A 13,372-nucleotide genomic window follows, 5' to 3' on the forward strand; every position below is an offset into this window, starting at 1 on the left:
GCGTCGTGTGAACATCACCCACCCGCCGCACAGGATTCCGGTGCGATCGCCGCCTGCGCGAGACAGCTCTGTCTCGACGCAAGGGAAGGAAGACACACGTGACAGACGTCAACGAAGGCGCCTCAGGCGTCTCGCTGGATGCCGACCCGAAGACGCTCAAGGTCGCCGACCTGCAGCGTCTCGCCGCCGCTCTCGGAGTGGCCGGAGCCTCAAAGCTCCGCAAGGGCGAGCTGGTCGAAGCCATCCAGACCATCCAGAACAGCACCGACACCGACACCGAGGCCGCGGTCACCGAGACCGCCGACGTCATCGAGTCGGTCTCCGCGCTCGAAGTCGCGCCGGAGGCACCGGTGCAGTCCAAGCTGCCCGAGCTCGACCTCGCGCTCGACCAGGCCTTCGGTGCCGAGAAGGCGGCCCCGCCGGCGCGACGCAAGTCCCGCCGGGCCACGACGGCCACCGTCGCCCCGAACGCGACCCCGATCGTCGGCGCCCCCGTCGTCGAGGCACCGGCTGCGCCGGCTGCCGCACCCGCCCCGGTCGAGGTCGAGGCACCGTCCGCTCCGGCCGACGCGGCTCCCGCCGAGCAGTCCGATGACGCCGCCGCGACCGCCGAGTCGCCGAGCGCCGACGAGACGACCTCCGAGCAGACGCCGAGGCGTTCGCGCGGCAACCGCCGTGGTCGCGGACGGGATCGCGACCGCAACGCCGACGACGCCGAGCAGAACACGGCTGAGCAGGGCACCGGCGAGCAGGCCGGCGGCGAGCAGAACCGCGCCGCACAGAACGCCTCCGAGCAGGACTCGAACGACGACGCCGCGAACACGGACGCCGACGACACCCAGGACGGCGAGCAGCAGGACGGCCAGTCGTCCGGCGGGCGCCGCGGTCGTGGCCGAGGCCGCAACCAGAACAACGGCGGCCAGAACAACGGCAACCAGAACACCGGTGGCCAGAACGCCGACGCCGGCCAGAAGGCCGACGCCAAGCAGGAGCAGCAGGGGCAGAACCGCGGCAACCAGGGCGGTCAGGGCAACCAGGGCGCACCGGGCGACGAGTCCGAGGGTCGTGGCGGCCGCAGCCGCTACCGCGACCGCAAGCGTCGCGGATCCGTGCAGAACGACGACGTCGAGCCCGAGATCGCCGAGGACGACGTCCTCATCCCGGTCGCCGGCATCCTCGACGTCCTCGACAACTACGCCTTCGTGCGCACCTCCGGCTACCTCCCGGGCACCAACGACGTCTACGTCTCGCTCGGCCAGGTGAAGAAGTACCACCTGCGCAAGGGCGACGCCGTCGTCGGGGCCATCCGTCAGCCGCGCGACAACGACAGCAGCAGCCGCCAGAAGTACAACGCGATCGTCAAGGTCGACTCCGTCAACGGCCTGTCCGTCGACGAGGCCGGCGCACGCGTCGAGTTCGGCAAGCTGACCCCGCTGTACCCGCAGGAGCGCCTCCGTCTCGAGACGGAGCAGACGAAGCTCACGCAGCGCATCATCGACCTCGTCGCACCGATCGGCAAGGGCCAGCGCGGCCTGATCGTCGCCCCGCCGAAGGCCGGGAAGACCATCGTCCTGCAGCAGATCGCCAACGCGATCTCGATCAACAACCCTGAGGTCCACCTCATGGTCGTGCTCGTCGACGAGCGTCCCGAAGAGGTCACCGACATGCAGCGCACGGTGAAGGGTGAGGTCATCGCCTCCACCTTCGACCGTCCGGCCGAGGACCACACGACGGTCGCTGAACTCGCGATCGAGCGCGCCAAGCGTCTCGTTGAGCTCGGCCACGACGTCGTCGTGCTGCTCGACTCGATCACGCGTCTCGGTCGTGCCTACAACCTGGCCGCACCCGCCTCGGGTCGGATCCTCTCCGGCGGTGTCGACGCCGCGGCGCTGTACCCGCCGAAGCGTTTCTTCGGAGCCGCTCGCAACATCGAGAACGGCGGATCCCTCACGATCCTCGCGACCGCGCTCGTCGAGACCGGTTCCAAGATGGACGAGGTCATCTTCGAGGAGTTCAAGGGCACCGGCAACTCGGAGCTCCGGCTCTCGCGCCAGCTCGCCGACAAGCGGATCTTCCCGGCCGTGGACGTCAACGCGTCCTCGACCCGCCGCGAGGAGATGCTGCTCGCCCCCGACGAGGTCAAGGTCACCTGGAAGCTGCGTCGTGCCCTCGCCGGCCTCGACCAGCAGCAGGCCCTCGAGGTCGTCCTCGGCAAGCTGAAGGAGACCACGTCCAACGTGGAGTTCCTCGTCCAGATGCAGAAGTCGATGCCCGCACCGACCTCGCACAGCCACGGACACGAGAACAACCACCGCTAGCGGTCCCGACCGACCCCATCCGTACCCGCGCCGCACCGGCATCGGGAACGGGTGGGGTCGGTCCCGTTTCGCCCCCGGTGCCGCATGATGGTGATGAAGGAAGAGAACGATGTTCGAATCAGTTGAGACGCTCGTCGCCGAGCACAAGGATCTCCAGGATCAGCTCGCCGACCCGGCGGTCCACGCCGACCCCGCACGGTCGAAGAAGATCAACCGCCGCTACGCCGAGCTGTCGAAGATCATCGCGGCCTACCACACCTGGCAGGCGACGCAGGAGGACCTCGACGCCGCTCGAGAACTCGCCAAGGAGGACGAGGCGTTCGCCGAGGAGGTGCCGGTGCTCGAAGAGCTGCTGGTGACCAACCAGGAGAAGCTCCGCCGTCTACTCATCCCGCGCGACCCCGACGACGGCCGCGACGTCATCATGGAGATCAAGGGTGGCGAGGGCGGCGCCGAGAGCGCGCTCTTCGCCGCCGACCTGCTCCGGATGTACCTGCACTACGCGGAGTCCAAGGGGTGGAAGACCGAGCTCCTCGAACGCACCGAGAGCGACCTCGGCGGCTACAAGGACGTCCAGGTGGCGATCAAGTCGAACGCGACCGATCCGTCGCAGGGGGTCTGGGCGCACCTCAAGTACGAGGGCGGCGTGCACCGCGTGCAGCGTGTGCCGGCCACCGAGTCCCAGGGCCGCATCCACACCTCCACGACGGGTGTCCTCGTCTTCCCCGAGGTCGATGAGCCGGAGGAGGTCGAGATCAGCCAGAACGACCTGAAGATCGACGTCTACCGGTCGAGCGGCCCCGGCGGTCAGTCGGTCAACACCACGGACTCCGCGGTGCGTATCACCCACCTGCCGACCGGCATCGTGGTGTCGATGCAGAACGAGAAGAGCCAGCTGCAGAACCGTGAGGCCGGTATGCGCGTGCTCCGCGCCCGCATCCTCGCGCGTCAGCAGGAGGAGCAGGCGGCACTCGACAGCGCGGCCCGCAAGACGCAGATCCGCACGATGGACCGCTCCGAGCGCATCCGCACCTACAACTTTCCGGAGAACCGGATCGCCGACCACCGGACCGGGTACAAGGCCTACAACCTCGACGGCGTCATGAACGGCGCGCTCGGGCCGATCATCGAATCTGCGATCACCGCCGACGAGGAGGCACGCCTGGCCGACATCGGCGACCAGGACTAGGACTCGAAAGCGCAGTCGTGGTCGTCATCCCGCTCGGATGACGACCACGACTGAGCTTTCGTCGTTCAGCCGATGCGCAGTCGCTTCGTCGCGACCTTGTCGGCGAAGAACCGGTCGTGGCTGACCACGACGATGGCGCCGGGGAAGTGCACGAGTGCGCGTTCCATCACCTGCGTGCTCGCGAGGTCCAGGTGGTTCGTCGGCTCGTCGAGGAGGAGCACCGAAGCTCCGGAGAGCAGGCACTGGGCCATGGCGACGCGGGCGCGCTGCCCACCCGAGAGCATGCCGATCTTCTGCTTGAGGTCGGCGTCGGAGAACTGGAACATGCCGAGGAAGCGGTTCACCGACTTCTTCGTCGCCGCGAAGGCGAGGCTGTCGGGCATGGCGCCGACGGCGTGCGCGACCGTGTCGGTGAGGTCCAGCTCGTCGACCATCTGGTTGTAGGACGCGTATCGGACCCCGCCGGTCCAGGTGACGTGACCGGCGTCGGGGCGTTCGTCGCCCTCGAGGATCCGGAGGAAGGTGGACTTGCCCGCGCCGTTCGGTCCGTGGACGACGATGCGTTCGCGGCGGCCGATCTCGAGGTCGAGCCCGTCGAACAGCGTGTGCTCGCCGTAGGCCTTCGTGAGCCCCTGGATCCGGCAGAGCGTGTCCTTGATGTGCAGGCCGCCGTAGATGTCGGTGATGATGTCGTCGACCGGACGCGGCGGCCTGGCCTTCTTGATCTTCGCCAGCTGCGAGGAGAGGTCCTTCTTCCCGGCGGCCTTGGCCGCCTCGCGACGGTCCGAGATGCCCTCGGCCTCGAAGGCGAGCAGCTCGGACTCGTGGACGAACTGCGCCTCGAGGCTCTTGAGTCGGAACTGCTTCTGGACGACGTACTCGTCGAAGCTGCCGGGATACTCGTGGAGGTGGAAGTTCTCGACCTCGACGATGCGGGTGACCACGGCGTCGAGGAAGGTCCGGTCGTGCGAGACGACGATGGCCGCGCCGCGGAACGAGCCGAACCAGGATTCGAGCCACTCGACCCCCGCGACGTCGAGGAAGTTCGTCGGCTCGTCGAGGAGCAGGACGTCCGGGCGCTCGAGGAGGATCTTCGCGAGCGCCGCGCGGTTGCGCCAGCCGCCGGAGAGGGAGTCGATGGGGAGCACGCGGCGCGCGGCGTCGAAGCCGAGTGTGGTGAGGGCGGTGTCGATGTGGCGCTGGTAGTCCCAACCGTCCTGGCGCTCCATCTCCTCGAAGAGCTCGGCCTGCCGTTCGATGAGCTTCGTCATCCCGTCGAGGTCGTTCGGGTCGGCGGCGATCGCGGCGTCGATGGATGCGAGTTCCGCCTCGATGGCGTGGATGTGACCGAAGAGTCCTTCGAGGACCTCGGTGATGGTTGCGCTGCCGTCGAGCTCCGAGAACTGCGAGAAGTACCCGATCCGCGTCCCGTCCTCGATGGTCACGGTGCCGGAGTCCGGTTGGAGCTGGTCGAGCGCGAGCTTCAGGAGGGTGGACTTGCCGGAGCCGTTCCGGCCGATGAGCCCGACCCGGTCGCCTGGCTCGAGCCGGAAGAAGACGTCGCGGAGTACCGGGCGCTCCTCGAACCGGACGGTGACGTCGTGCAGGCGGATGAGACTCATGGGGACCTCTCGAGGAACGGGGTGCGGGTGGGAAGCGGGAGATCGTCGTCCGGGGGAGACGTGGACGACGGACCGCCTCACCTCGCGCGGATCAGATGTGGTACTCGGGATCGAGCAACGCGAGACCGTGCGTGCCGCTCCCGCGCGGGCGCTCGACCGCTGGGACACCGAGCAGCAGGCTGCGGGGTGGGCACGCCTTGGTGACGACGGCGTTCGCGCCGACGATGGTCCCCGCACCGATCAGGATGGGCCCGAGGATCTTCGCCCCGGCGCCGACGGCGACGCCGTCACCGATCGTCGGGTGGCGCTTGCCGACGCCGCGGCTCTTCCCGCCGAGGGTCACGCCGTGGAAGATCATGACGTCGTCGCCCACCTCGGCCGTCTCGCCGATGACGACGCCCATGCCGTGGTCGATGAAGAACCGTCTGCCGATCCGGGCGCCCGGGTGGATCTCGATCCCGGTGAGGAACCGGGTGAACTGGGAGCCGAACCGGGCGAGGGTGCGGAAGCCGCGCAGCCACAGGCGATGGTGCAGCCGGTACGCCCAGACGGCGTGCAGGCCGGAGTAGCTGAGCGCGATCTCGATGGTGCCGCGGGCCGCCGGATCGTGTGCGCGTGCGGCACCGATGTCCTCGCGGACCCGCGACAGCATTCCCATGCGTCGAGCCTAGTCGCGCAGGTCGTCGTACATCGTCGTCGACAGGTAGCGCTCGCCCGCGTCGGGGATGATGACGACGATGGTCTTGCCGGCCATCTCCGGACGGCGTCCGACCTCGAGGGCCGCCCACACCGCGGCGCCGGAGGACATGCCGCCGATGATGCCGTCGTCGGTCGCGAGGCGTCGTGCGGTCGCGTAGGCCGTGTCGGTCTCGACCGGGATGATCTCGCTGAACAACGAGGTGTCGAGGATGTCGGGCACGAAGTTCGGGCCGATGCCCTGGATCTTGTGTCCACCGGCGCGACCCTCGCTGAGCAGCGGGGAGTCCGCGGGTTCCACGGCGATGATCTGCACGTCGGGGTTGTGCTCGCGGAGCCAGCCCCCGACGCCGGTGATCGTCCCGCCCGTCCCGATGCCCGCGACGAACGCGTCGACCGTGCCGGCGGTGTCCTCCCAGATCTCGGGTGCGGTCGTCCGCCGGTGGATGGCGGGGTTCGCCTCGTTCTCGAACTGCCTGACCCAGACGGCGCCGGGGTGCTCGGCGACGATGCGCTGCGCCTCCTGCACGGCGTTCGCCATCCCCTTGGTCGGATCGGTGAGGACGAGCTCGGCACCGTAGGCGCGGAGGAGGGTCCGGCGTTCCTTGCTCATCGAGGCCGGCATCGTGAGGATGACCCGGTAGCCCCGGGCGGCTCCCACGAGGGCGAGCGCGATGCCGGTGTTCCCGCTCGTCGACTCGACGATGGTCCCTCCCGGCTGCAGCTGGCCCGAGGCCTCCGCCGCGTCGACGAGCGCGATGCCCAGGCGGTCCTTGACGCTCGATCCGGGATTGTAGAACTCCAGCTTCGCCAGGACGGTCGCGCCGACGCCCTCGGCGATGCGGTTCAGGCGGACGAGCGGGGTGCGCCCGTAGGCCTGGGTGATGTCGGTGTAGACGGTGCCGGGCACGGTGTTCCTCTTCCTCGAACGGGGCTCGGTTCAGCCTACGACCTGGTCGATCGGCGGGGTCCCGTGTGACGACGAGGGTTACCGGCCCGCCGCCGCGCCGAGGCGGTGGGGTAGGCTCGGTGCGGCCCACCCGACCAGGCCGCCCCAGATGATGACCTCGCTCATGCCCAGCACCCCTTCCGCCGCCGCCGCAGACACCCCGTCCGCCGGCCACCCTGCGACCGTCGAACTCGCGCGCCAACACGCCGTCGAGATCCTCACCCGCGCAGCCGTGCCGTCACCCGACGTCGACGCGGAGCTCCTCCTCGGACACGTGCTCGGTCTCGGTCGTGGTGCCGTGCAGGCCGCGGCGATCACCGGTCGCGTGCTCGACGCCGAAGAGCGCACCGTGTTCGCCGAGCTGGTCGAGCGTCGGGCCGCGCGCGAACCGCTGCAGCACATCACCGGTCGCGCCGCGTTCCGTTCGATGGAACTCGCGGTCGGACCGGGCGTCTTCGTCCCGCGCCCCGAGACCGAGTCGGTCGTGCAGTTCGCGATCGACGCGCTCCGGGCCGTGCCGATCCCTCGGCCCATCGGCGTCGACCTCGGCACCGGCAGTGGAGCCATCGCGCTGGCGATGGCGACCGAGGTCCCGAACGCGGCGATCTACGCGACCGAGAACTCGGTCGAGGCGTTCATCTGGGCGAGACGGAACTTCGCCGAATCCGGTGCCGACAACGCCACCGTCGTCTTCGAGCACCTCGCCGACGCCTTCCACGAGCTCGACGGCTCGGTGGACGTCGTGATCTCGAACCCCCCGTACGTCCCGGACGACGCGATCCCGCGCGATCCCGAAGTGCGTCTCCACGACCCCTCGGCCGCGCTGTACGGCGGGCCGGACGGTCTCGACGTGGTGCGTCAGGTGTCCGCCACCGCGCAGCGCCTGCTCCACCGGGGCGGCACGCTCATCATCGAGCACGGTGAACTCCAGGGGCAGGCCATCCGCGAGCTGCTCACGGCCGACGGCTGGCACGCTGCGGCGACCCACCGCGACCTCACCACCCGCGACCGCACCACCATCGCGATCCGCTGACGCGTCGCGAGCCCGAGCTTCTCCGCTCCGTAGGCCCCTCTTGCGGTCCCTGAGCCTGTCGAAGGGCGAGTCCGAGCCGTGGATCCGCCGCCCTTCGACAAGCTCAGGGACCGATGGGTCGGCTCAGGGACCGATGGTTCGGTTCAGGGACCGGTGGGACGTACCGCCCGGTGGGCCGAGTCAGGGTGTGGCCGCCACGAAGGCGTCGACCGCGGCGTCGAGTCCCGCGACGTCGAAGGCACCTGAGGCGTCCTTCGTCAGTTGGAACGCGTGCATCCCCACGGCCTCGGCGCCCACGCAGTTCGCCGCAGAGTCGTCGATGAGCATGGTGCGGCCGGGTGCGACCCCGTAGCGGCTGAGCGCGCGGGTGTAGACACGGGGCTCGGGTTTCTCCGCTCCGAGGACGGCGGACACGAGGTCGTTCTCGCCGAGGAGGGCTGCGGCTTCGGGAGCCAGCTGCGCGAAGGAGTCCCGGAACGGGATCGGATTGTTCGACAGCAGGGAGACCGTGCCGAGGGTCGAGGCACGGGCGAGGGTGGCCAGGACGCCGGGAACCGGCGTCATCGCCGCCGCGCGGGCCTCGCGCCACTCCTCGAGGGACAGCGGGTACCCGGTGACCTCGGCGAACACCGCCAGATAGTCGTCGCTGGTGGGGTACTCGCCGATGTTGGCCGCGGCCTCATGCCCGCCGACCCACCACAGCTTCGCGAGCCGGTACTGGCTCACGCCCGTCAACCGGGAGAGCGCCGGGAGGCGTTTCCGGAAGTCGTAGTCGTACAGGGTCTTGTCGCAGTCGAAGAAGAACACACGCTCTGGCACCACTCCAGTATGCGGCCCCGGGCTCCCAGGACCGGACGCGGGCAGCACGTAGACTGACCAGGCGCGTCGGGCCCACGTCCGTCGTGCCTCGGCGGTGCCGTCCCCGCCGCCGGAGAGGGTGAACCGTGGACCGTCCTGTGACCGCCTGCATCGTCATGTACCGGAACGATCGCGACAAGCTGCGTGCGGCCATCGACTCGACCCTCGGGAGCCCGCTCGTCGAGACGCTGTACCTCGTCGACAACTCGCCGACGGACGAGCTCCGCGACCTCGCGGCCGACCCGCGGGTCGAGTACCTGCACAACCCCTCGAACCCCGGCTTCGGCGCCGCCCACAACCTCGCGATCGCGAAGGTCCTCGGGCGTTCGAAGTTCCACATGGTGGTCAACCCGGACGTGTACTTCGAGCCGGAGGCGATCGAGCAGCTCCACGAGTTCATGCTCGAGCACCCCGAGGTCGGGCACGTCATGCCGAAGGTGCTGTACCCCGACGGATCCCTCCAGTATCTGGTCAAGCGGAACCCCTCCGTCTTCGACCTGTTCGCCCGCCGGTTCCTGCCCGGTCCGCTGAAGCCGCTCGTCGCGAAGCGCATGGCCCGCTACGAGTACCGCGACATCGACGAGAACCCGGCGCACGACTACAACAAGACGATGTTCGACGTGCCCTACCTCTCGGGCTGCTTCATGTTCCTCCGGACCTCCACCCTGCACCGCGTCGGCTTCTTCGACGAGCGGATCTTCATGTACATCGAGGACGCCGACCTCACCCGTCGCTTCCTCCAGGTGTCCCGGACCGCGTACTACCCCGGCGCGACGATCCACCACCACTTCGCGAAGGGCTCGCATCACAACCGGAAGCTGATGTGGTACTCGATCCAGGGGGCCTTCGTGTACTTCCGCACGTGGGGATGGTTCGGACGATGAGCCGGGTGCTCGTGACCGGTGCGACCGGCTTCATTGGGACGAACCTCGTCCCCGTCCTCGAGGCGGCCGGACACGAGGTCGTGCCGTTCTCGTTGCGCGGGTGGACGGGGGAGCCCTTCCCCGCGGATGTCGATGTCGTGGTGAACCTCGCCGGGAAGGCGCACGACCTCGACGGCACCGCCTCTCCCGAGGTGTACCGCCGGATCAACACCGACCTCGCCGAACGCGCGTACGTCGCCTTCCTGGCGTCGGACGCCGCCACCTTCATCCAGCTGAGCAGCGTCGCCGCGGTGAACGAGGCGACGGTCGACGGCGTGCTCGACGAGTCCGCCGAGCCCCACCCGGTGACCGCGTACGGGAAGTCGAAGCTCGCAGCCGAGCGGCTCCTGCTCGCCGTCGAACCGCCCGCCGGTCGCCGGACGATCGTCCTCCGTCCGACGATGGTGCACGGGCCGGGGGACAAGGGCAACCTGCGCCTCCTGTTCGGTCTGCTGTCCCGCGGTATCCCGTACCCGCTCGACGCCTTCCGCAACGAGCGCAGCTTCGTGTCGATCCAGAACCTCACGTGGGCGATCACGAGCATCATCGACACGCCCGCCGTCACGACGGGTGTCTACCTCGTCGCCGACGACGAGCCCGTGTCGACGGGGCACCTCGTCACCCTCATCGGCGAGGTCACCGGTCGCCGGGTCCGTCGCCTGGCGCTCCCACCGGCCCTCGTGCGGTTGGCGGCCGCCGTCGGCGATCGCGTCCCCGCCGTGCCGCTCAACTCCGGGCGTCTCGCGAAGCTCACCGAGGACTACCGCGTCTCCGGAGCCCGACTGCTCGGTGCACTCGGGCACGAGCGCATGCCGACGGCGACGGACGACGGTCTCCGGTCCTCGATCGCAGCGCTCGCCGCGGAGCGCGGTGCGCCCGGCCCCGACGCGCAGTCCGTGCGCAGCCAACGCGAAGCCGGCGATCGGTAGGATCGACACGTTATGACCTCCACGCTCCCCGACGCCCCCCGTAGATGGACGCAGGCGCCCGGTCCTCGTTTCGCCGCGAAGACCGCCCTCGACGCACTGTGCTGGGTGCTCGCCATCGTGGTCGCCCAGCTCGTCCGGTTCGAGCTCGAGTACGAGCGCGTGGCCCTCGTGGGGACGGTCCTCCTGTGCGTCATCGCCGTGGTCGCCCAGCTCGTCGTGGCCTACCTGTGGAGCTACTACCACGGCCTGCACAGCTTCGGCAGCTTCTACGAGGCGAAACAGCTCATCGTCGTCGCGCTGATCGTCACCGCGATCCTCATCGCGGTCAACGCGGTGTTCGGCGTCGCGTGGGGGGTTCCACGGTCCACCACGGTGATCGCGTTCCCGTTCGCGATCGTCTTCATGGGCATCACGCGCTACGTCAAGCGACTCTTCGTCGACAGCCGCAGCCGGCCGATCGAGGCGCAGCGCGTCCTCGTCTACGGAGCCGGTGCGCTCGGGATGTCGATCATCCCTCGGCTCATGCGCGACCCGCAGTCGCCCTACCTCCCGGTGGGTGTCATCGACGACGACCCCTCGAAGCGCAACTTCCGCATCGCCTCCGTCGCCGTGGTCGGCACGGGAGCCGACCTGGTGGCGGCCGTCAAGCGCACCGGGGCGCAGGCGCTCATCATCAGCATCGCGGACGTCGACAACGACTTCATCCGCCAGGTCAGTGAGCGAGCCGACGAGGCGAAGCTCCGGGTGCTCGTCGTGCCGCCCATCGACACGATGCTGGCTCCCGGGACGGGCGAGAGCGCGCCGAGCCTGCGCGACCTCAACGTCGAGGACTTCATCGGCCGCAACACCGTCGACCTGCAGGTCGAGAGCATCGCGGGGTACCTCACCGGCAAGCGCGTGCTCGTCACCGGTGCCGGCGGATCCATCGGCTCCGAGATCGCCCGGCAGGTCAACCAGTTCGGTCCGGCGGAGCTCGTCCTGCTTGACCGCGACGAGACGGGGCTCCACACCACGCAGCTCTCGATCTCCGGACACGGTCTGCTCGACACCAAGGAGGTCGTGCTCGCCGACATCCGCGACCTCCCGTCGCTCATGGAGATCTTCGAGGACCGCCGTCCCGACGTCGTCTTCCACGCGGCAGCACTGAAGCACGCTCCGATGCTCGAGCAGTACCCCGACGAGGCCTGGAAGAACAACGTCCTCGGCACCCTGAACGTGCTGAACGCGGCGCGGGCCGTCGGCGTCGGCACCTTCGTCAACATCTCGACCGACAAGGCCGCGAACCCGACGACCGTCCTCGGCTACAGCAAACGCATCGCCGAGAAGCTCACCGCCTGGATGAGCGCCCAGGAGACCGACGCGCGCTACCTCTCGGTCCGGTTCGGCAACGTCATCGGCAGCCGCGGCTCCGCCATCCCGGCGTTCACCGCCCAGATCGAGGCCGGCGGTCCGGTCACGGTCACGCATCCCGACGTCACCCGCTTCTTCATGACGATCCCCGAAGCGTCGAAGCTCGTCATCCAGGCCGGCGCGATCGGCGACCCGGGCGAGGTCCTCATCCTCGACATGGGCCGTCCGGTCCGCATCCTCGACGTCGCCAAGCGCATGATCGCCGCGTCCGGCAAGGACGTCGAGATCGTGTACACCGGTCTCCGGCACGGCGAGAAGCTGCACGAGGTCCTCATCGACACCGACGAGATCGCCGACCGCTCGAAGCACCCGAAGGTCTCGCACACGCGGATCCAGCCGCTCGACCCGGCACTGCTCGACATCGCCGTCTGGCGGGAGACGATCGCCGACGAGGGCGCCGGCACCCACCACCTGGTGCAATGACGGTTGCCATCCTGGCGGGGGTGTTCGCGCTCGTCGTGAGCCTGCTGTCCCAGCTCGCCATCCGCCCGATCCTCATCCGTCGGTCGGTCGTCGACACCCCGAACCACCGATCCATGCACGTCACCCCGACGATCCGCGGGGGAGGGATCGGCGTCGCCGTCGCGGTCGCCGTCGGTCTCGGCACGGCGGCGGTCCTGCTCCACAGCCTGCCGCTCTGGATCGTCGCCGCCGTGTCGGTCGTGAACGCTGCCATCGGAGCCGTGGAGGACGTCCGCGGACTCCCGGTCCGGGTGCGCTTCGGGTTGCAGGTCGTGCTCGGACTCGTGGCGACCTGGGTGCTCGTCGTGTCGATGGCCGCGAGTTTCTGGTGGATCCCGCTCGGGATCCTGGCACTCGTCGCTTACACGAACATCGCGAACTTCATGGACGGCGTCAACGGCATCTCCTCGATGCACGGCACGGTCGTCGGCGGGTTCTACGCCGGTCTCGGCGCCGTGGCCGGTCTCCCGGGCGTCACGGCAGCCGGCCTCGTCGTGGCGGCCGCGTTCCTCGGGTTCCTGCCGTGGAACCTCGCTCGGCGCCGGATGTTCCTGGGCGACGTCGGCAGCTACCTCCTCGGCGGCTCCCTCGTCGCGGTCGCCATCTACGCGGCCTTCAGCGGTATCTCCTTCGTCGCGCTGATCGGCCCGGTCCTCGTGTACGTCGCGGACACCGGGACGACGATCATCGCGCGCTGGCGGCGGGGGGAGCCGCTGCACGAGGCACATCGCAGCCACGTGTACCAGCGTCTCGCCGCCGGCGGACTCGGTCACCTCGGGTCCACCGCCGTCGTCAGCGTCGCGACCCTCGCCACCGGACTCCTCGGGGTGGTCGTCGCGACCGGCGCCTGGCCCTTCCAGGTCCTCGCCGTCCTCGGCATCCTGCTCGTCCTCGCCGTCTACCTGTGCCTGCCCAGACTGCTCGGAAGACGCCCGAGGCTATGATTGAGCGTCGTCACCCCGATCATCCGGCCGACTGATCAC

The 13,372-nt window shown here is 69.3% G+C and carries 11 protein-coding genes; 7 read left to right on the top strand and 4 right to left on the bottom strand.

From position 1 onward, the window contains the following. Positions 1–98 precede the first annotated feature (98 nt). Together rho and prfA are read left to right on the top strand one after the other, a co-directional pair. Positions 99–2,318 (top strand): transcription termination factor Rho, encoded by a 2,220-nt coding sequence (gene rho, locus ITJ66_RS18650; RefSeq protein ID WP_194645558.1) that lies wholly within the window; start codon positions 99–101, stop codon positions 2,316–2,318. Between the two features lie 109 nt (positions 2,319–2,427). Continuing rightward, positions 2,428–3,507, top strand: a complete 1,080-nt coding sequence (prfA, locus tag ITJ66_RS18655; RefSeq protein ID WP_071262434.1) for a peptide chain release factor 1 — start codon at positions 2,428–2,430, stop codon at positions 3,505–3,507. Positions 3,508–3,572: 65 nt separating this feature from the next. Here prfA and ITJ66_RS18660 read toward each other — a convergent pair whose 3' ends face one another. The 3 genes from ITJ66_RS18660 to cysK form a co-directional block, all read right to left on the bottom strand. Continuing rightward, positions 3,573–5,129 (bottom strand): ABC-F family ATP-binding cassette domain-containing protein, encoded by a 1,557-nt coding sequence (locus ITJ66_RS18660; protein ID WP_194604881.1) that lies wholly within the window; start codon positions 5,127–5,129, stop codon positions 3,573–3,575. Between the two features lie 91 nt (positions 5,130–5,220). Next, on the bottom strand, positions 5,221–5,787 hold the full coding sequence (gene epsC / locus ITJ66_RS18665; RefSeq protein ID WP_194645559.1) for a serine O-acetyltransferase EpsC: 567 nt from the start codon (positions 5,785–5,787) through the stop codon (positions 5,221–5,223). A gap of 9 nt (positions 5,788–5,796) precedes the next feature. Beyond that, a complete protein-coding gene (cysK, locus tag ITJ66_RS18670) occupies positions 5,797–6,735 on the bottom strand; it encodes a cysteine synthase A (RefSeq protein ID WP_194645560.1) in 939 nt (312 codons plus the stop codon). A 163-nt stretch (positions 6,736–6,898) separates the two neighbouring features. On the opposite strand from cysK, the gene prmC reads away from it, so the two are divergent. Continuing rightward, a complete protein-coding gene (gene prmC / locus ITJ66_RS18675; protein WP_228501986.1) occupies positions 6,899–7,807 on the top strand; it encodes a peptide chain release factor N(5)-glutamine methyltransferase in 909 nt (302 codons plus the stop codon). 180 nt (positions 7,808–7,987) lie between these two features. Here prmC and ITJ66_RS18680 read toward each other — a convergent pair whose 3' ends face one another. Continuing rightward, positions 7,988–8,626, bottom strand: coding sequence for an HAD-IA family hydrolase (locus ITJ66_RS18680; protein WP_370582706.1), 639 nt, complete (start codon positions 8,624–8,626; stop codon positions 7,988–7,990). A 125-nt stretch (positions 8,627–8,751) separates the two neighbouring features. On the opposite strand from ITJ66_RS18680, the gene ITJ66_RS18685 reads away from it, so the two are divergent. Genes ITJ66_RS18685 through ITJ66_RS18700 form a run of 4 tightly spaced genes read left to right on the top strand, consistent with a single transcriptional unit; the run spans position 8,752 to position 13,333 of the window. Continuing rightward, positions 8,752–9,549, top strand: a complete 798-nt coding sequence (locus ITJ66_RS18685; RefSeq protein WP_137243298.1) for a glycosyltransferase family 2 protein — start codon at positions 8,752–8,754, stop codon at positions 9,547–9,549. After that, complete coding sequence (locus ITJ66_RS18690) at positions 9,546–10,517, top strand: NAD-dependent epimerase/dehydratase family protein (protein ID WP_191941409.1); 972 nt, start codon at positions 9,546–9,548, stop codon at positions 10,515–10,517. The genes ITJ66_RS18685 and ITJ66_RS18690 overlap by 4 nt, the downstream gene beginning before the upstream one ends. A gap of 12 nt (positions 10,518–10,529) precedes the next feature. Then, on the top strand, positions 10,530–12,350 hold the full coding sequence (locus ITJ66_RS18695; RefSeq protein WP_079002758.1) for a nucleoside-diphosphate sugar epimerase/dehydratase: 1,821 nt from the start codon (positions 10,530–10,532) through the stop codon (positions 12,348–12,350). Continuing rightward, a complete protein-coding gene (locus ITJ66_RS18700; RefSeq protein WP_191941408.1) occupies positions 12,347–13,333 on the top strand; it encodes a glycosyltransferase family 4 protein in 987 nt (328 codons plus the stop codon). The genes ITJ66_RS18695 and ITJ66_RS18700 overlap by 4 nt, the downstream gene beginning before the upstream one ends. Positions 13,334–13,372 lie beyond the last annotated feature (39 nt).

Origin of the sequence: Plantibacter sp. VKM Ac-2885, from assembly GCF_015351205.1 — a bacterium.
In the GTDB taxonomy this organism is placed as follows: Bacteria; Actinomycetota; Actinomycetes; order Actinomycetales; family Microbacteriaceae; genus Plantibacter; species Plantibacter auratus.